Source organism: Ruegeria sp. BI12 (assembly GCF_056537985.1).
Window position 1 is genome coordinate 869936 of the sequence record NZ_JBQFSL010000001.1, and the last position, 17799, is coordinate 887734.

Annotated in this window: 21 protein-coding genes; 10 read left to right on the forward strand and 11 right to left on the reverse strand. The window is 56.1% G+C overall.

The features are described 5' to 3' along the window. Positions 1 to 35 precede the first annotated feature (35 nt). The 3 genes from ACR0AK_RS04520 to ACR0AK_RS04530 all read left to right on the forward strand — a co-directional run bounded on the left by ACR0AK_RS04520 (position 36) and on the right by ACR0AK_RS04530 (position 2933). The gene (locus ACR0AK_RS04520; protein WP_480792513.1) at positions 36 to 1181 is read left to right on the forward strand and encodes an iron-containing alcohol dehydrogenase; all 1146 of its coding nucleotides are present in this window, start codon (positions 36 to 38) and stop codon (positions 1179 to 1181) included. Between the two features lie 72 nt (positions 1182 to 1253). Beyond that, on the forward strand, positions 1254 to 2093 hold the full coding sequence (locus ACR0AK_RS04525) for an EamA family transporter (RefSeq protein ID WP_480792514.1): 840 nt from the start codon (positions 1254 to 1256) through the stop codon (positions 2091 to 2093). 69 nt (positions 2094 to 2162) lie between these two features. Beyond that, positions 2163 to 2933: an alpha/beta hydrolase gene (locus ACR0AK_RS04530; protein WP_480792515.1), complete on the forward strand. Its 771-nt coding sequence runs from the start codon at positions 2163 to 2165 to the stop codon at positions 2931 to 2933. Between the two features lie 18 nt (positions 2934 to 2951). On the opposite strand, the gene ACR0AK_RS04535 is transcribed toward ACR0AK_RS04530, so the two are convergent. From ACR0AK_RS04535 to ACR0AK_RS04550, 4 genes are all read right to left on the reverse strand, one after another. Continuing rightward, entirely contained in the window at positions 2952 to 3233 is a 282-nt protein-coding gene (locus ACR0AK_RS04535; RefSeq protein WP_480792516.1) for a hypothetical protein, read from the reverse strand. Positions 3234 to 3478: 245 nt separating this feature from the next. Further along, positions 3479 to 4417, reverse strand: coding sequence for a COG2958 family protein (locus ACR0AK_RS04540; RefSeq protein WP_480792517.1), 939 nt, complete (start codon positions 4415 to 4417; stop codon positions 3479 to 3481). Between the two features lie 3 nt (positions 4418 to 4420). Beyond that, a complete protein-coding gene (gene parE, locus ACR0AK_RS04545; protein ID WP_170560838.1) occupies positions 4421 to 6379 on the reverse strand; it encodes a DNA topoisomerase IV subunit B in 1959 nt (652 codons plus the stop codon). Positions 6380 to 6537: 158 nt separating this feature from the next. Further along, the gene (locus ACR0AK_RS04550; RefSeq protein WP_480792518.1) at positions 6538 to 7092 is read right to left on the reverse strand and encodes an NYN domain-containing protein; all 555 of its coding nucleotides are present in this window, start codon (positions 7090 to 7092) and stop codon (positions 6538 to 6540) included. A 185-nt stretch (positions 7093 to 7277) separates the two neighbouring features. On the opposite strand from ACR0AK_RS04550, the gene ACR0AK_RS04555 reads away from it, so the two are divergent. Next, positions 7278 to 7886 carry a carboxymuconolactone decarboxylase family protein gene (locus ACR0AK_RS04555; RefSeq protein WP_480792519.1) on the forward strand — a complete coding sequence of 203 codons (609 nt, stop codon included), beginning with the start codon at positions 7278 to 7280 and terminating at the stop codon, positions 7884 to 7886. Positions 7887 to 7892: 6 nt separating this feature from the next. Here the strand turns inward: ACR0AK_RS04555 and ACR0AK_RS04560 are convergent, their stop codons facing one another. Further along, positions 7893 to 8768 carry an alpha/beta fold hydrolase gene (locus tag ACR0AK_RS04560; RefSeq protein WP_480792520.1) on the reverse strand — a complete coding sequence of 292 codons (876 nt, stop codon included), beginning with the start codon at positions 8766 to 8768 and terminating at the stop codon, positions 7893 to 7895. A gap of 126 nt (positions 8769 to 8894) precedes the next feature. On the opposite strand from ACR0AK_RS04560, the gene ppk2 reads away from it, so the two are divergent. Together ppk2 and ACR0AK_RS04570 are read left to right on the forward strand one after the other, a co-directional pair. After that, positions 8895 to 9818, forward strand: a complete 924-nt coding sequence (gene ppk2, locus ACR0AK_RS04565) for a polyphosphate kinase 2 (RefSeq protein WP_480792521.1) — start codon at positions 8895 to 8897, stop codon at positions 9816 to 9818. 124 nt (positions 9819 to 9942) lie between these two features. Beyond that, positions 9943 to 11295: an MATE family efflux transporter gene (locus ACR0AK_RS04570; protein WP_480792522.1), complete on the forward strand. Its 1353-nt coding sequence runs from the start codon at positions 9943 to 9945 to the stop codon at positions 11293 to 11295. A gap of 11 nt (positions 11296 to 11306) precedes the next feature. Here the strand turns inward: ACR0AK_RS04570 and ACR0AK_RS04575 are convergent, their stop codons facing one another. Together ACR0AK_RS04575 and ACR0AK_RS04580 are read right to left on the reverse strand one after the other, a co-directional pair. Next, a complete protein-coding gene (locus tag ACR0AK_RS04575; RefSeq protein ID WP_480792523.1) occupies positions 11307 to 11708 on the reverse strand; it encodes a hypothetical protein in 402 nt (133 codons plus the stop codon). A gap of 10 nt (positions 11709 to 11718) precedes the next feature. Continuing rightward, positions 11719 to 12921 carry a pyridoxal phosphate-dependent aminotransferase gene (locus ACR0AK_RS04580; RefSeq protein WP_480792524.1) on the reverse strand — a complete coding sequence of 401 codons (1203 nt, stop codon included), beginning with the start codon at positions 12919 to 12921 and terminating at the stop codon, positions 11719 to 11721. A 91-nt stretch (positions 12922 to 13012) separates the two neighbouring features. On the opposite strand from ACR0AK_RS04580, the gene ACR0AK_RS04585 reads away from it, so the two are divergent. The 3 genes from ACR0AK_RS04585 to ACR0AK_RS04595 all read left to right on the forward strand — a co-directional run bounded on the left by ACR0AK_RS04585 (position 13013) and on the right by ACR0AK_RS04595 (position 14235). Further along, positions 13013 to 13405, forward strand: a complete 393-nt coding sequence (locus tag ACR0AK_RS04585) for a helix-turn-helix domain-containing protein (RefSeq protein ID WP_170560832.1) — start codon at positions 13013 to 13015, stop codon at positions 13403 to 13405. A 35-nt stretch (positions 13406 to 13440) separates the two neighbouring features. Beyond that, positions 13441 to 13659, forward strand: coding sequence for a succinate dehydrogenase assembly factor 2 (locus ACR0AK_RS04590; RefSeq protein WP_174822513.1), 219 nt, complete (start codon positions 13441 to 13443; stop codon positions 13657 to 13659). Positions 13660 to 13737: 78 nt separating this feature from the next. Continuing rightward, the gene (locus ACR0AK_RS04595; RefSeq protein ID WP_170560830.1) at positions 13738 to 14235 is read left to right on the forward strand and encodes a MarR family winged helix-turn-helix transcriptional regulator; all 498 of its coding nucleotides are present in this window, start codon (positions 13738 to 13740) and stop codon (positions 14233 to 14235) included. Here the strand turns inward: ACR0AK_RS04595 and ACR0AK_RS04600 are convergent, their stop codons facing one another. The 3 genes from ACR0AK_RS04600 to ACR0AK_RS04610 are packed head-to-tail and all read right to left on the reverse strand — an operon-like array spanning position 14236 to position 16084. Beyond that, positions 14236 to 14958 carry a DUF1194 domain-containing protein gene (locus tag ACR0AK_RS04600; RefSeq protein ID WP_480792525.1) on the reverse strand — a complete coding sequence of 241 codons (723 nt, stop codon included), beginning with the start codon at positions 14956 to 14958 and terminating at the stop codon, positions 14236 to 14238. After that, a complete protein-coding gene (locus ACR0AK_RS04605) occupies positions 14955 to 15659 on the reverse strand; it encodes a DUF1194 domain-containing protein (protein ID WP_170560828.1) in 705 nt (234 codons plus the stop codon). Before ACR0AK_RS04605 ends, ACR0AK_RS04600 begins: the two co-directional genes overlap by 4 nt. After that, a complete protein-coding gene (locus ACR0AK_RS04610; RefSeq protein WP_480792526.1) occupies positions 15656 to 16084 on the reverse strand; it encodes a VOC family protein in 429 nt (142 codons plus the stop codon). Before ACR0AK_RS04610 ends, ACR0AK_RS04605 begins: the two co-directional genes overlap by 4 nt. 175 nt (positions 16085 to 16259) lie before the next feature. On the opposite strand from ACR0AK_RS04610, the gene thyX reads away from it, so the two are divergent. Continuing rightward, positions 16260 to 17171 carry an FAD-dependent thymidylate synthase gene (thyX, locus tag ACR0AK_RS04615; RefSeq protein ID WP_170560826.1) on the forward strand — a complete coding sequence of 304 codons (912 nt, stop codon included), beginning with the start codon at positions 16260 to 16262 and terminating at the stop codon, positions 17169 to 17171. A 228-nt stretch (positions 17172 to 17399) separates the two neighbouring features. Here the strand turns inward: thyX and ACR0AK_RS04620 are convergent, their stop codons facing one another. After that, a complete protein-coding gene (locus tag ACR0AK_RS04620) occupies positions 17400 to 17606 on the reverse strand; it encodes a cold-shock protein (RefSeq protein WP_138839651.1) in 207 nt (68 codons plus the stop codon). Positions 17607 to 17799: the final 193 nt, after the last annotated feature.

The window sequence follows — 17799 nt, forward strand, 5'->3', positions numbered from 1 at the left end:
GCCGGGCAGGTCTCAAATTACAAAGGAAACCTGACATGTCACTTGTTGGAAACTGGTCCTATCCGACCGCTATCAAATTCGGCGCAGGCCGCATCAAGGAACTGCCCGAGGCATGTGCTGCCGCTGGTATGAAAAGGCCGTTGTTGGTCACCGACAAAGGGCTGGCCGATCTGCCGATAACTTCGGCAACGTTGGATATTATGGAGGCCGCAGGGCTGGGTCGCGGGCTATTCAGCGACGTGGATCCCAACCCGAACGAAAAGAACCTTGAGGCAGGTGTCGAGGCCTATAACGCTGGCGGCCATGATGGTGTGATCGCCTTTGGCGGCGGGTCCGGGCTGGATTTGGGCAAGATGGTTGCCTTTATGGCGGGGCAGAAACGCCCCGTTTGGGATTTCGAGGATATCGGCGACTGGTGGACTCGTGCCGACGCGGATGTGATCGCGCCAATCATTGCTGTGCCCACCACCGCCGGAACCGGATCTGAAGTTGGCCGAGCCAGCGTCATCACCAATTCTGAAACCCATGCAAAAAAGATCATCTTTCACCCCAAGGTTCTGCCTACCGTAGTGATCTGTGACCCTGAATTGACAGTGGGAATGCCCAAATTCATCACGGCGGGTACGGGTCTGGATGCGTTCGCACACTGCGTTGAGGCCTATTCAAGCCCGCACCATCATCCGATGAGTCAGGGCATTGCGCTGGAGGGCATGCGGTTGGTCAAGGAGTACCTGCCGCGCGCTTACGCAGATGGCACCGACATAGAGGCCCGGGCACAGATGATGTGTGCTGCGGCCATGGGGGCGACCGCCTTTCAGAAAGGTCTGGGCGCAATCCACGCCATGAGCCATCCTATCGGCGCGGTATTCAATACGCACCACGGCACCACCAACGCGGTTTGCATGCCCATTGTCCTGGAATTCAACGCACCCGCTGTTGCTGACCGGTTCCAGTCTGCTGCCGCATATTTGGGTATCGATGGTGGCTTTGATGGCTTCCGCGCCTTTGTGCAAGAGTTCAACGATACGCTGGGCATCCCTCGGAAACTGTCCGATCTGGGTGTGACCGAGACCGCGATCCCCGAACTTGTCAACGGCGCGATCATTGACCCTTCCTGTGGTGGGAACCCAATCGAACTGACCGAAGAGAACCTGACCACGTTGTTCAAAACCGCATTGTGATCCGTCTCTTGCTGTGCAAATGACGAAACCAGCCCTTATTCCGGGCTGGTTTTCAGTGCGAAAGGTTCGGACGTGACCCTCTTTGTCATCGCTATCATTTTGACGGCAGCGTTGTTGCATGCGGTTTGGAACGCCATCGTCAAAACGGCTGCCGATCGTACGACCACTTTGGGGCTTGTCGCTTTTGGCCATGTTATCCCGGCGACAGCCATGATCATGCTGCTGCCGTTGCCCAGTGCCGAAAGCTTTCCATATATCCTGATCTCGACAGTCGTGCATTTCGGCTATTACTACATGCTGGGAAAAGCCTATCAGCACGGGGACCTGAGCGTTGTTTACCCCATCGCGCGGGGTATCGTGCCGGCGCTGGTTTCGCTCTGGGCTATGGTCCTGGTGGGCGAGGTGCTGCCGGTGCAGGCGTGGGGCGGGATCGCTCTGATCGCGCTTGGTATCCAGCTCAGCAGTTGGACGGCCTTGCGGTCCGGTGTCGGACGCTGGGCGCTGGGGTTTGCTCTGGGTACCGGGTTTTGCATCTCGATTTATTCGGTCGTGGATGGCATCGGTGTGCGATTGTCGGGGAATACGCTCAGCTATTGGGCATGGGGTGCGTTCCTGCATCTATTCATTGCGGGCTTTGTCGGCATCAAAAAAAGGGATACGTTGGCGCAGCTTCCGACCAAGGTCTGGGTGATCGGAATCCTCGGCGGGCTGGTGTCAATGACGGCCTATGGACTGGTGCTTTATGCCAAGAATTTTGCGCCGCTGGGCGCGGTTTCGGCACTGCGCGAAACCTCAGTGATCTTCGCGGCGTTGATCGGGTTTGTCTTCCTGCATGAGGGCAATTGGATGCGGCGACTGGGTGCGGCGATTTTGATGGCGGTTGGCGTCGCCTTGATCGGCATGTCCGTCTGACACCGACGGCCTTGCCGCTTATGCCTTTCGTCTCGCATAGTGGATGTGACTGACGAGAGGGCGTTTTTCATGACCAAAGAGATTGTTCTGATCCACGGGGCGTTTGCCGGACCGTGGTGCATGACGGATTATGCTGAGTTTTTTCGCACGCGTGGCTGGACGGTTCATACGCCTGCGCTGCGTTTTCATGGTGGGGACCCAAAGGCCGAACCTGATCCGGGTCTGACAGATACCAGCGTCATGGACTACGAAAACGACATCGCTGAATTTGTGCAGGGGTTGGACAGCAAACCGGTCATCCTTGGCCACGCTATCGCAGGCGTGGTGGCGCAGCAGGTTGCGTCACGCGGGTTGGCGAGTGCGATTGTCCTGATCAACCCGAACGCGCCATGGGGGACGTTGCCCGAAACTGACGATGAACGCGCTATTCCGCGCGCGCTGATGGAGGGTGGGGCGTTCTGGAAACAGCCCATGCGGGTCGAGTTCGACCTGATGGCGCCCTTCGCGTTGAACAAGATGCCCGAGGCGCAGCAGCATGAGGTGTTCGACCAACTGGGGGCCGAAAGCGGCCGGGTCATGTTCGAGATGTTCTTCTGGATGTTCGACGATCACCACGCGATGAAGGTCGATATCGACAAGGTCGATTGTCCGGTGCTGATCGTGTCGGGAACCGAGGATCGGGCGGTCAATCCCGACACCTGCCGTGCGCTGGCCAAGCTATACGGAGACCGCGCAACTTTCTTGCCCGTGGAAAACCACGCGCATTTTTTGTTCATGGAACCCGGCTGGGAAGATCCCGCCGGGCAGATCGCGGATTGGCTGGAGATGAAGGTGGGTTAGACCACCCGCCTTTTCAGGTCAGCGATTAACCTGAATACCGCTCTCCGGTTTCCACTTCATGGCGCCATCACCACCTTTGATGCAACGCAGAAGGTGTTCTTGGCGCGCACTGGACGTTTCGGTCACGGTGTTTTCGCCATGAATCACAACATAGGCGTCCACCGAAAAAGCGAGGCCGTTATAATAGCAGAACCGTAACTCTGCCCCGACCGGAATAGGCGATGCGCCGATCAGCGACTGCTGCGCGCTTGCCTGACTGGCCAGCAAAGCAAGGGCCAGCCCGAGGGTTAGTGTCTTCATATTGTCCTCCCGTTCGAAATATTTGTTCGTTCAAATTGGGTCTTGGACGCTCGGATCCTCAAAATTTGTTCTTTGATGACAATTGCGCGCAAGTGTGAACGGGATCAACGGGTTAGGCAAGGGGGGTGTTTGGGTGGAATACATTGGAACTAGCTACATCGAGGTAATCTTCGCCACACCATCGATGCTCGAAGCGCAATTTTCGAGGTACTATGATCAGAAATATGGAAAGCTAACAAATTTGCTCAATCTGGTTTACTGTAGTCCCAGTCAGATTTTCGTAGATCGCCTGTTTGGTGGAAGTGCCTTATTGTTTTAACGTATTGTCGGAAATCAGAGTTCTCCTGCACCAATCTGTCAGCGCTCCGCCAATCCACAGATAGGCGTTCTCGCGCGGGGATAATTATCTGGCTTTCGTTAGGTGAATTAGAGTTTAGTTCAATTACTCCAACTCCATGAACTCCAGATAGTGTACGGAGTTCTTGGGTAGTTAGGCGGCCTTCAATTTCAGCCGCAACAAGATAGGCGTAGTTTGCCCAAGATGAGTTGCTGACAGTTTGAAAATAGGCTTCTCTAACGTTGGTGGAATTCAGATGCAATTTTACTTCGAATGACCAAAGTTTTGCTCGCGTGTCTCCAAGCTCCTTAACACAGTCTTTTGTCTCCCGGTCCCATGCTGAACTTAGGTCTTCTAAACCGACAAGATCGGGGAAAAGCCAGCGATTCCCATTTTGCCCCCTTCGGTTGGAAGAACGTTTTTCATCAATCCGAACTGAGAAAACGTCTAATTCATCCCGCAAGTAGATAGACAAAAGTGGGTACAAATCACGTTCGCAGAATTGCGGGTTATTTGAAAACGAAACGTCAGATTCGTTTGTAGCCTGAGCTTCAGCCTCTTCTGACAATTCGGAATAATAGAACTTTCGGGGCCTGCCTTCAGTTGCTTTTATGTTCGCGTGTCGAGTAATTGCCCGGCTTTGCGCTCCAATTTCTGCAACCAATTGCTGTACTAGAGCATCATCGGTGTCTAATGGAATTTTCTTTGCTTTGCTTCTTGCGCGTTTGTTCTCACATTCTTCGCGGAAGTTCTCAAAAACCCAAAGCGCAATTTCACGGGCTGTGTATCGCTTTTCAGGGGTTTGCGAAAGAAGTTCGGGTACAACCTTCGTGATGCTCAGTGCCATAGACTAGACGTCCAACTCTTCCACAAACCGCGCGTTCTCCTGAATGTATTGGAACCGGAGTTCGGGTTTTTTGCCCATCAGGCGCTCGACCAGGTCGCCGGTCTCGCCGGGTTCGTCCTCATCGATGGTGACCCGGATCAGTTTCCGGGATGCCGGGTCCATCGTGGTCTCCTTCAGGTCCTTGGCGTCCATTTCGCCCAGACCCTTGAAGCGGGATACGTCGATCTTGCCCTTGCCGCCCAGACCTTTCTCAAGCCATTCGTCGCGCTCGACCTCGTCCAGACAGTAGACGCGTTTAGCGCCTTGGGTCAGGCGGTAGAGGGGCGGGCAGGCCAGATACAGGTGTCCCGCGTCAATCATCGGGCGCATCTGGGTAAAGAAGAACGTCATCAGCAGCGCCGCGATATGCGCCCCGTCCACGTCCGCATCGGTCATGATGATGATCTTGTCATAACGCAGGTCGTCGACGTTGAACTTGGTGCCCAGCCCCACGCCCAGAGCCTGCGTCAGATCGTTGATCTCGGCATTGGTGCCCAGCTTGGAACTGGCCGCGCCCAGCACGTTCAGGATCTTGCCGCGCAGGGGCAAAAGGGCCTGCGTTTTGCGGTTTCGACCCATCTTGGCTGAACCGCCCGCAGAATCGCCTTCGACGATGAATAATTCCGTGCCGTCGCGTGTTGAACTAGAACAGTCCACCAACTTGCCGGGGAGACGAAGTTTTTTAGTGGCGGACTTTCGTTGTGTTTCCTTCTCGGCGCGTCGGCGCAGACGCTCCTCAGCCCGCAGGATGAGGAAGTCCAAAATCGCTCCGGCGGATTTCGTGTCCGCGGCCAGCCAGTTATCGAAATGGTCGCGGACCGAGTTTTCCACCAGCCGCTGGGCCTCGACCGTCGCTAGGCGATCTTTGGTCTGGCCCACGAATTCCGGCTCACTGATGAAACAGGACACCAGTGCGCAGCCACCGGCGATAAGGTCATCGCGGGTGATTTGTGTGGCTTTCTTATTGTTGATCAGCTCGCCGTAGGCTTTGATGCCTTTGAGGACCGCGGCCCAGAACCCGGCCACATGTGTGCCGCCTTCAGGCGTAGGGACGGTGTTACAGTAGGACTGGATGAACCCGTCGCGTGAGGGCGTCCAGTTGATCGCCCATTCAACTTTGCCGGGGGTGCCGAACTTTTCCCGAAAGTCCACGGTGCCAGCAAAGGGTTGCTCGGCATAGGTGGACGAGCCGTTCATCGTTTCTTTCAGATAATCGGACAGGCCACCGGGGAAGTGGAACGTGGCCTCGGTCGGGGTTTCGCCATCGTCGATGGCAGATTTCCAGCGGATTTCGACGCCCGAGAACAGATAAGCCTTGGAGCGGATGGATTTGAACAGCCGCGCGGGTTTGAACTTGTGGTGACCAAAGATTTCTTCGTCAGCGTGGAATGTTACGGTTGTGCCACGCCGGTTGGGCGCTGCGCCGACCTTTTCCACGGGGCCAAGTGGGATACCGCGTGAAAAGCGCTGTTCGAACAGTTGTTTGTCTCGCGCCACCTGAACGACCATTGAATCCGACAAGGCGTTCACAACCGACGCACCCACGCCATGAAGACCACCTGAAGTCTGATAGGCTTTACCCGAGAATTTACCGCCCGCGTGGAGGGTGCATAGAATGACCTCTAGCGCCGATTTGTCGGGGAATTTCGGATGCGGATCGATCGGAATGCCGCGCCCGTTGTCGCGCACGGTCAGGGCGTAATCTGCATGCAGTTCAACCTCAATCCGGTTGGCATGGCCTGCGACCGCTTCGTCCATCGAGTTATCGAGGATTTCGGCCACCATATGATGCAGAGCGCGTTCGTCTGTGCCGCCGATATACATGCCGGGCCGTTTGCGGACCGGTTCCAGACCTTCAAGCACCTCGATCGAGGAGGCGTCATAAGTTGTGGTCGCTTCTGGCGTCAACAGATCGTCGGGCATGGGTGCTGCTCTTGTTTTTGGGTTTGGTCCCATTATGGCAGGTGATGTGGTCCGGGGGAAGAGGCGCGCGAAGTGTTGTGTGCGGTTTGTCGAGGGCAATGCGCCCTGATTGGGGGCTGAGGTAGAGCATTGTGTGATTGTCTTGGTTGAAGCCATGTTCACAGCGACAGCCAAACAGCCCCGTTCCGATAACCACCCCGAACAAGCTCTTTGGCCTGCAGTACATCCGGATAGTCGTCAGCCCAATCACGAAAGCGGTCGTTTGTAACGATGGTCGCGCCAAGATCGCGCGCAACCTGCAGAACCAGCGTGTCGGCGGGCGTTCCCTTGGGCGCGACCATTACGCGATCAACGGGCAATCCAAGCAGAGCCGCAAGAGTTTTGTCCTTCATGTAACGATCCGAAATTTTGTAGCCGACATTTGCGTCGAACACGACGCCGGGTGTCAGGCCGGTCGCGATCAGAGCGTCTACAACCTCGCGCACGGTGGCGATGTCCGGAACGCCATCTCGCCAATGCAGAACATTTGATCCATCGACGACAGCCCAATTCTTTGGATCCTTGGCCGTGCGCAACCATTTCCCGAGCAGTAGTATCGCGCTCGCAACCACGCAAGGCCCTGCGACCAGAACCCAATCAGCAAACGCAGGATAGGACAGGGTCGCGATCAGGCCGCAGACAGACAGGCCGAAAAAGAAAAGAAGAAAGCGCATAGCTGCAATTCATTATTGAAATGGTGTGTTCGCCGACCTGTATCAGGTGGCCGGGGGCAATGCCCAGAGCATGTCGGCTCAGGCAAGTTTTTTTCTACGGCAGGCGTGTCTGCCAAGGGCTCGCAATGTTGCTGCATTCTGTTTAGATTTGGCCGCAAAAGCAGATAGATACGGGAGGCAACAAGATGAGCTGGATCAGAACAATCCCTTTTGATGAGGCAACAGGAAAACTCAGGAAACTGTATGACCGTGTTACCGGCCCGGGCAACAATGTCGACAACATCATGATGGTGCACTCGTTGCGACCACATTCGATGGAAGGCCACATGGCGTTGTACAAGAATGTTCTGCATCATTCGGCCAACACGATCCCGAAATGGTTTCTAGAGGTTCTGGGGGTTTGGGTCAGCGCGCTGAACAAATGCAGCTATTGTGTCGAGCACCATTATGGCGGTCTGCAGCGTCTGTTGGACGATCCTGCGCGCAGCCAGGCCATTCGTGAGGCGATTGAGGCAGGTAAACCAGAGGGTGCTCCGTTGGATGCGGCCCAGATCGAGGCCATGCACTATGCACGCAAATTGACCGAGGCCCCGGCGGAGATGAAACAGCAAGACGTGGAAGCTTTGCGCGCGGCTGGATGGGACGATGGCGAGATACTCGAAATCAATCAGGTCTGTTCGTACTTCTCTTATGCGAACCGAACCGTATTGGGGCTGGGGTGCTCTACAGACGGCGACATATTGGGTCTGTCCCCCAACAACTCAGATGATCCAACGGATTGGGGGCACCGGTAATCGAACTCAACGCGCCATCCATCCTATGATTGCCAGCGCCACTGCCTCGGGTTGCTGATGGTGCAGCCAATGATCCGCGTTTGGAATGTCGATACGCGTCAGTTCCGGAACGAACTCTTCCAGCCCTTCAGTCGATTCAGGTAACAACGCCTTATCTTCGCACCCCCACAGCAGTAGGTGGGGGCAGCGCACGATCAAGCGGTCCTTGGGCAGTTCTGGCAAGTCTGTGCGCGGGGCACCGGGTTTCGCGACCACCAGCGGCGAAGCCCGGTACCAGTTCAACATGGTCTCCAGTCGTCCGGGGCGCGCCCATTCAGTGCGATAGTCCTGCATTTCCGCGTCCGAAAGCCAGTCTGTGCCCATCCCGAAACGAAAGAACTGTTCGAGCTTGGCGAAATTGTCCGCCGACAAATGCTCTGCAGCGTCTGGTTTGCGCAGGGCATTGATGTATTGCGAAGCCTCAGACTGTGCGCCTCCAGAGGCCATGGCCCGTTGGAACGGCTCAGGATGGACACCGTTTGCGATGATTAACCGGCTCACCAATTCGGGACGGAACATGGCCAGCCCATAGGCTACGGACGCGCCCCAATCGTGGCCGAGCACACAAATCGGGCGAGCAAAACCCTCAATCAGTGTCGCCATGTCCGAGACCAGTTTCGACAGGGCATAGTGGCCGACGCCTTCTGGCGCCCAGCTTTGGCCGTAACCGCGTTGATCCGGGGCGATACAATAGAAGTTCGAAGACAGATGTGGGGCCAGATCCCGCCACGCGCCGCCATATTCGGGAAACCCGTGTAGCATCAACAAGGGCGGAAGATCGGGGTCCCCCCAACTGTGCAGATGAAAGCTATGGCCAGTAAGATCAACGAACTTGTTTTCCACAACCTGAGCCCTTTGTTGCGACCGATTAAACACGACCAGAAAGATGCAAAACCTTGATACCAATCAAAGCGGATTTTTCACCCATCTGCTAGGCGTTTTCCGGACAGTGAGATAAGGAGACCCTGAATGGAAATAGTTCCGCAGATCGAGAAAATCCAAGAACCTGCCAACCTGTCAGCGGTGGCCAATACCGCACCGACAGAACCTAGCCCCGAGAAGATTCGTCAGGCCTTTGAAAGCGGCAAGTATCCTTATGGCCGCAAGATGGCACGTAAAGCCTATGAGGCGGAAAAGGCGCAGCTGCAGGCAGAGTTGCTAAAGGTGCAGTTGTGGGCGCAGGAAACTGGCCAGCGGTTTGTTTTGCTGTTCGAGGGCAGAGACGCCGCCGGCAAAGGCGGAACGATCAAACGTTTCATGGAGCATTTGAACCCACGGCAAGCACGTGTCGTTGCCTTGAATAAACCCACATGGGAAGAGAAAGGGCAGTGGTACTATCAGCGCTATGTACAGGAACTGCCAACGGTTGGTGAGATGGTTTTCTACGACCGGTCCTGGTACAACCGCGCCGGGGTTGAAAGGGTGATGGGGTTTTGTTCTCCGAACGAATATCTCGAGTTCATGCGTCAAACGCCCGAGTTGGAGCGGATGTTGGTACGCTCTGGCATCCAGCTGTACAAATACTGGTTCTCGGTCACACAATCCGAACAACAACGCCGGTTCAAAAGCCGCGAAACCGATCCGTTGAAACAGTGGAAGCTGTCGCCGATCGATAAAGCCAGCCTTAATAAATGGGACGACTACACCGAGGCCAAGGAGGCGATGTTTTTCTATACCGACACTGCCGATGCACCATGGACCATCGTCAAGTCGAACGACAAAAAGCGTGCGCGCCTGAATTGCATGCGCCACTTTCTGTCAACGCTAGACTATCCGGACAAGAACGCTGATGTCGTCGATAGCCCCGATCCTTTGATCGTCGGGCAAGCGCATCACGTGATCCAGCACTCGGAACATATTCTGGGCAGTTCACTGCATCCGGAAACGGTTTGAGCCGAGGCCCTTAGCTCATGAGCAGAAAATTGAACGGAAGGATCTAGTCTCAAGGTGAAATTTCGTCGTTCGCCTCTTGTCCCGGCCTCAGGCCGGGCATATGGCTGATGCGATGAACAAGGTGATGACATATCGTGCCCACTTTCGGGCTATCGCAGTCCTGGGCGTGCCGCTAATCGGCGGGCACTTGGCCCAATTCGCTATTGGACTGACCGATACAGTCATGCTGGGTTGGTACGGAGTCGAGGCATTGGCCGCGGTCACGCTGGCCAGCAGCTATTACTTTGTACTGTTCCTGTTGGGTGGTGGCTTTGGTTTGGCGGTCATGCCCATGGTGGCGACTGCCGCTGCTGAAGAAGATGAAACCAGCATTCGCCGGTCGACCCGCATGGGGCTGTGGCTTTCGTTGCTTTACGGGATGCTGGTGATGCCTTTGCTATGGTGGTCATACCCTATTCTGATCGCGGCAAAACAGGACCCGCAAGTTGCCGAAACTGCGTCAGAATACCTGCGAGTTGCTGGATGGGGGTTGTTTCCAGCGCTCGTCGTCATGGTGTTGAAATCCTATCTGGCAGCATTGGAACGGACCCAGATCGTTCTTTGGATCACTGTCGCCGCGGCAGTGGTTAACGGTGTGACCAATTATGCGCTGATCTTTGGCAATTGGGGCGCGCCGGAACTGGGCGTGATGGGGGCAGCGATTGCTTCGGTCGTGACGCAGACTGTGTCTCTGGTCGCTGTCATATTCTACGCAGTGCGAGTCTTGCCAGAGCACAATTTGTTCCAAAGGTTCTGGCGCCCTGACTGGGAGATGCTGTTCAGGGTGCTACGGTTGGGTATTCCCATTGGGTTTACGTTGCTTGCCGAGGTTTCGCTTTTCGCCATGTCCGCCTTCATGATGGGGTGGATCGGTCAGGTGCCATTGGCGGCTCATGGGATTGCACTGAACCTAGCCTCGGCCACATTCATGGTGCATTTAGGCCTATCCAATGCGGCCACGATCCGCGCCGGGAACGCTCTGGGTCGTAAAGATCGCGCGCATCTTGAAAAAGGTGCAATTGCGGTGACGGTGATGTCTCTGCTGGTCTCCGTTCTGACGGTTACCTTGTTTCTGACATGCGCAGAGCCATTGATTTCCATATTCCTGGAGCCTGACGATCCGCAGCGCCCCCAGATTCTGGCTATCGGCACGGGCCTTTTGGCCATGGCTGCACTGTTCCAGTTGGTCGATGGGGCGCAGGTGATTGCGCTGGGGCTGTTGCGCGGATTGCAGGATGCCAAGGTGCCAATGGTGATGGCCGCACTCAGCTATTGGGTCGTCGGAATCCCAGCGTCTTATTTCTTTGGCTTCGTGCAGGGGATGGACGGGATCGGTATCTGGTTGGGCCTAGTCCTTGGCCTTGCCTGCGCGGCCGTTCTGCTGATGGCGCGATTCTGGATGCGGTCAGTCCGTGAAGTTGGCGTGCCGGCCGAGTAAACTGCGGCTAATCACTCTTTGCTGAACCTGTCTGCCTTTTTTCGCACCAGCACGGTGCGCAGATCATGCATGGCAAGCAGCAGCCGGTCGGTTACCTCTTCCAACTGCTCGGGTGTAGCCTTGGATTGTGCCCATTGCGTGGTCAAGTTCAGATAGTCGACCGCGCGATGAATATCGTCGATATCGCGCTGGGCAAGCAACGCTTTGCGCGCTTCCATCCAACGGGCAATCTCGGCCTTATCCGCATCGGTCAGGGTGCGCTGGCCCTGCGGTTTCACTTCGCCGTTTCGGATGTTGATGACTGCAATCTGATCCATCTCGATCCGGCGCTGGCGGTTTTCAGTGTCGATCCTGAAAACCGCGGCCCCGTTTTCGCGAACGCGGAAATAGTATTCGGGCAATTCTGACGTCATGACCGAATACTCAGGTCAATGATGCGCAAAAGCGCTGAATGCGGTTGCAGGCTTCGGTCAATGCCTCGTCCGAGGTGGCATAGCTGACGCGAAAATTCGGCGACAAACCAAAGGCCGCGCCGAAGACAACGGCCACGTCCACCTCTTCCAGCAATGCGGTCGCAAAGGCCTCATCCGAGTCGATCACGGTGCCTGCAGGCGTTGTCTTGCCGATCAGCCCAGCAATTGAGGGATAGACGTAGAACGCCCCCTCGGGCGTCGGGCAGCTGATGCCGTCGATTTCGTTCAACATGCGAACAACCAGATCACGGCGGCGTTTGAAGGTTTCGTTGTTGGGAGCCAGAAAGGATTGCGTCCCGTTCAGCGCCTCAACTGCCGCCCACTGGCTGACCGAGCAGGGGTTCGAAGTCGACTGTGACTGAATCTTGCGCATCGCGGCGATGATTTCGACCGGCCCCGCCGCATAGCCGATGCGCCAGCCGGTCATGGCGTAGGCTTTTGAAACACCATTGCAGGTCAGCGTCCGGTCATACAAGCGAGGTTCAACTTCCGCCGGGGTGCAGAATTCGAAACCGTCATAGGCCAGGTGTTCATACATGTCGTCGGACATGACCCAGACATGCGGATGGCGCATAAGAACATCGGTCAGTTCTTTAAGCTCTTCACGGCTGTAGCCTGCACCAGTGGGGTTCGACGGTGAGTTGAAGATAAGCCATTTGGTTTTTGGTGTGATCGCAGCCTCAAGCTGATCTGCAGTCAGTTTGAAATTGGTCTGGATCGACGTTTCCGCAATGACCGGAGTGCCCCCGGCCAACAGCACCATGTCGGGATAGGAAACCCAATACGGCGCCGGGATCACAACCTCATCGCCCTCGTTCATTGTGGCCATCAGCGCATTGTACAAGGTTTGCTTGCCGCCGGTGCCGACCGAAATTTGTGCAGGCGTATAGTCCAGCCCATGGTCACGCTTCATCTTGGCGCAGGCCGCTTGCTTCAACTCAGGGATGCCGTCGGGCGCGGTATATTTTGTTTTGCCAGCCGCGATGGCCGCAACGGCCGCGTCCTTGATGTTTTGCGGCGTGTCGAAGTCGGGCTCACCCGCGCTTAGGCCGATGACATCGCGCCCGGCAGCTTTCAGCTCGGCCGCCTTTGCCGTGATCGCAATCGTAGGCGAAGGCTTTACGCGTGACAGTGTCGCAGAAAGGAAACTCATGGTCGGCCTCGGTTTGTATGTTCAGCCTGACTGTCATAGGGTGCGCCGGAATGACGATCAAGCGATATGAATTAAGGAATTGGAGACCCCGATGAACGACGAGAACGACTGGTATGGACCGGACTCAGCGACATTCGGGGACAGGCTGGCCGGGGCACGCGAAGCGGCCGGTATGACGCAAGCCCAGATGGCCCGGAGGCTTGGGGTCAAAAAGGCGACAATTGCAGCTTGGGAAAACGATCTGTCCGAGCCGCGCGCAAACCGCCTGTCGATGATGGCGGGCATGGTCAACGTGTCGATCATGTGGCTGCTGACCGGTGAAGGCGAGGGGATGGATGCCCCGATGGAAGCGGAAGAGGGCGCACCCGAATTGGCAGATGTCGTGGCCGAGCTGCGTTCGATCCGGGGTGAGATGCGCGCCAGTGCAGAACGGGCAGCGAAGCTGGAAAAACGGCTGCGCCTGATGCTGGAGCAAAGCCGGTGAACGAACCTCGGGACGTTAGAATTAAGCGCCTGAAGATGCGATCTATGCGGCGTGGGATCAAAGAAATGGACCTGATCCTGTCAGCCTATGCTGACCGAAACCTTATGGATATGGATTCGTCGGGTCTGGATAATTATGACGCGTTGCTGCACGAAAATGATCAGGACCTTTATCAGTGGGTCACAGGGCAGGTGCAACCGCCCGAAACTTATTCCGAATTGATATCGGACATCGCGCAGACCTTTCAAAAATAAAAGAAAATCCAGCTTAACCGATTTTTCGGGATTTGCATTCATCCTGCCTGAAACAGCGCGACTGAATCGGAGGGTCGGATGAGTATGGAAATGCAGGTCTCCGCACTGGGAACCAAAGGGTTCATGACCAGCTATCTTGAGGCACTTGCCTTGGTGGAACGGCTGCACCGGCTGCTTTTGGACGTCATTAAGGATGAGTTTGAGCGTGTTGGCGTATTGGAAATCAACGCCGTGCAGGCCCTGCTTTTGTTCAATATCGGTGACCACGAGGTTACCGCGGGCGAATTGAAAAGCCGCGGGTATTATCAGGGCAGCAATGTCAGCTATAACCTGAAAAAGCTGGTCGAAATGGGGTATATGCACCACCAAAGATGCGAGATCGACCGCCGATCCGTAAGGGTTCGATTGACCCCGCGCGGTCGTGAAATACGCGATGTGGTATCCGAGCTGTTTTTGCGTCACGCTGAGGGGCTGCAAAATCGCGGCGTGTTGGGTCTGGAAGGCATCGACGACATCACCACATCCCTGCGACGGGTCGAGCGGTATTGGACGGACCAGATCCGCTACATTTATTGATCATGGGGGCAGGATATCTGTGGCGTCGGACAGGGTTAGGCCCTCCAGCTCGCGTACCAATTTTCGGGTCATCGCGTCTTCATAGGCTTCAAAGCCCAAAGCCACTTCGACGAATGCACCGGGCCCCAGGATCACCCAAGTGTTGTAGTAGGCGGAAAGCTCACCAACCTGGACATACCGTTTGTCGCCATGGCTGGGATCGTCGGCCCCGATCACCAGCCCGTTGATCGTGATGCCGGTACCCAGTAGCTCCGCGTTCACGCGGCGCGGGTGCGGCCCAAGATTGTGCTTCCCGTCCCCGGACAGATCCAGTGTGCGTTTCCAGCAATTCGGTTGCTGCGACAGGAGATCAGCTCCGAACTGCATTGCCGAACCGACAGCCGTGCCTTGTGGTGCGTTACTGCGCTCGGCATTTTTCAAAAGGTCGCTGATCTGTTCGAGGTCTTGGTTCCTGCGGATCTCGGTCCAGTTAACCAACATTCGCTGATGGCGGGTTTCGCTCCATTCGAAGATCGCCAGCCGTATGGGCGCGCCAACGTCTGACAGGATCAATTGAACAACCTCGGGGCGTTGTAGTGCGGCAGCCAGACCGCCGGTTTGCAGCCTATACTCGCGGCTGTCGACGGAACCGGACACATCCAGGCCCAAAGCTAGCGCTTGCCTGCATTCCGATGCGACAGGGCAGGCCAGTAGGGTAAAAACGGTAGACAGGAGACGGATCATCGGTGCGCATCATCCTGCAAAACGCCGATCTGCAGACCTTTCAATTCCCGTTCCAGCTTGCGACGCATCGCGCGTTCAAAATCATCGAACCCTTGCGCAATCTCGAGAAACGCGCCTGGGCCGTGTAGAACGTTGTTTTCGAAAAACGGGATAAGGAACAGTTCGCCTTCAAAATCAGCAGCATTGATCACCAACCCGTTGACCACGACGTTTTGAAAGGGAAAGTGCCGGTACGCCGAGTCCGGCCCGTAGCCGTCATTGTTTGAGCCATCCCCTGACAGATCAATGGTGTTAAACAGGCAGGGCGGCGCTTGCTGCATCAAGGTCGCGCCAAATGCCAAGGCATAGCCCATTGCCGTGGCCGAGCCGCTATCCGAACGAACAGATTGTTGCACTGTTGAGGCTGCGACCAACAGATCGGTCTCCGTGTTGATCATAGTCCAGTTCAGAATAACGCGTTGGGTGGTGCGACCGCTCCACTCATACACGGCCAGCGCAACCGGTGCGGGCGAGGAAAAAAACGCCTCGACCACTTCCGGCGCGATCAATGCAGCCGCCAGACCCTGCCGCTGCAAAACGTCTTCGTTCTCGTCCACGGAGGTCGAGATATCCATGGCGAGCGCCAGTGCAAGCCGGCAGGTCTCGGCCCGTAGGGGGCTGGCCAGAACGGCCAGACCCAGTGCTATCAGCCAGCGGATCACCAGGTGCCGGTGCTTTCCATGCTGACCCAGGGTTCAGCTGGTGCCAGCGCTTCGCCGTTTTGCAGCAGTTCGACTGAGATATTGTCCGGAGACCGTACAAACGCCATACGACCATCGCGCGGCGGGCGATTAATTACGACGCCGTTGTCCTGCAGGTGCTGGCAAACTTCGTAGATGTTATCGACGCCGTAGGCTAAGTGCCCGAAATGGCGGCTGTCGCTGGGCAGACTATCGTCGCCGTCCCAGTTGTGCGTCAGTTCGATAGGCCGATCCTCTTGCCCCGGGGGCGCCATGAAGATCAGCGAAAACCGGCCCTGTTCGCTGTCATACCGGCGGGTTTCCTTCAGGCCCAGCAGTTCATAGAACGCCATCGACTTCTCCAGATCCTTCACGCGGACCATGGTGTGAAGATATGTCAGCCCCATTGTGGCTTCCTTTCTATTCAGGTGATGCGCTGCAGCTTAGCGCGCGGACCAAGCGTGTCGAGGGGCAGGGCGGACACAATTTGGAAATTGCGACGCTGGGTGCACATGTCGCGGTTCCGGTCAGGGAATTGTCGAGATATAGTGGTGGGCGACTCATTGCTGGAAAGGAAATTTCATGCCGCTGTCCTCTGACCAACTGGCCGAGATCGAAGCGCAACGGGCGCAATCGCATCCAACACGCCGCGTTGTGGCCGAGGGGATGGAAGACCACCTCTATACCGCGCACCAGGTGCTAGACCACGGCTTTGTACGCGTGATTGATTACATGGGGGATGACGCAGCGATTTGTCAGGCGGCACGTGTATCTTACGGCAAGGGCACCAAATCGGTGCAGAACGATGAGGGTCTGATCCGCTATCTCATGCGGCACTGGCATTCGACCCCGTTCGAGATGTGCGAGATCAAGTTGCATGTCAAACTGCCGGTCTTTGTCGCCCGACAGTGGATTCGTCACCGGACCGCGAACGTGAACGAGTATTCCGCGCGCTATTCGATTCTGGACCGAGAGTTCTATATCCCCGCGCCGGACCATGTGGCCGCACAATCCGAAGTGAACAATCAAGGCCGGGGCGACGCCTTGCAAGGGGAAGAGGCGGCCCGCGTTCTTGAGATGCTCAAGGCCGATAGCGCGCGGTGCTACGACAATTACGAAGCGATGATCAACCAGGATGGTCAACAGGGGCTGGCACGTGAACTGGCGCGGATGAACCTGCCTGCGAATATCTACACGCAGTGGTACTGGAAGGTCGACCTGCACAACCTGTTCCACTTCCTGCGTCTGAGGGCGGACCCGCACGCTCAGTACGAAATCCGGGTTTATGCCGACATGATGTGCAAGATCGTCGCGGATTGGGTGCCATTCGCATACAAGGCGTTCGAAGACTATCGTTTGGGTGCTGTCAATCTGTCGGCACAGATGGTCGATAGCCTACGACGGATGCTGGCGGGCGAAACTGTGACACAGGAAAACTCGGGCATGACTGCGCGCGAGTGGCGCGAGTTCGAGGCGGTGATCCGCGAGGGTTAACGCCGACATAGCCCTAACCTCTGATGCCATGACGACTTTCAAAGGTCGCATGGCATCGATCTTCTGCATGATTTGGGAGCGTTCCAAAGTTGTAGAGTTCGGCGAAAACACAACAATTCATGCCGATACCAAACCGGCACGAGGATAAGGTTTCCAACCTTCCAGAATGGACAACGGCCGGAAATTGGCCGTTGGCCTGCTTTTAGTACCCGCAGATGACGGGGTGTTTTATAACGGCTTCAAATCAGAGGCCATTTGGCGGCCGTCACGTCCGTCTTGCAGCTCGTACGAGACTTTCTGATTGTCAGCGAGTCCGGTCAGACCGGACCGTTCTACGGCCGAGATATGAACAAAAACGTCCTTGCCACCTTCGTCAGGGGCAATAAACCCATAGCCTTTCGTGGTATTAAACCATTTCACGGTGCCAGTTGGCATTTCCCGTGTCTCCTTCTACTTACACGTTGTCCCACAAAATTGGTGGGGGCAGTGGTTGACGTAACCACAACGCATCACCGCTTCGCCCACACGACGCGGCCCGAATTGTGTGTTTCGTCTTTTTCAACATTGCACGGTGAAGTAAAAAATCAAGAATTACCGAATGAAACAGGCAAAAATGCTAAGAATTCAT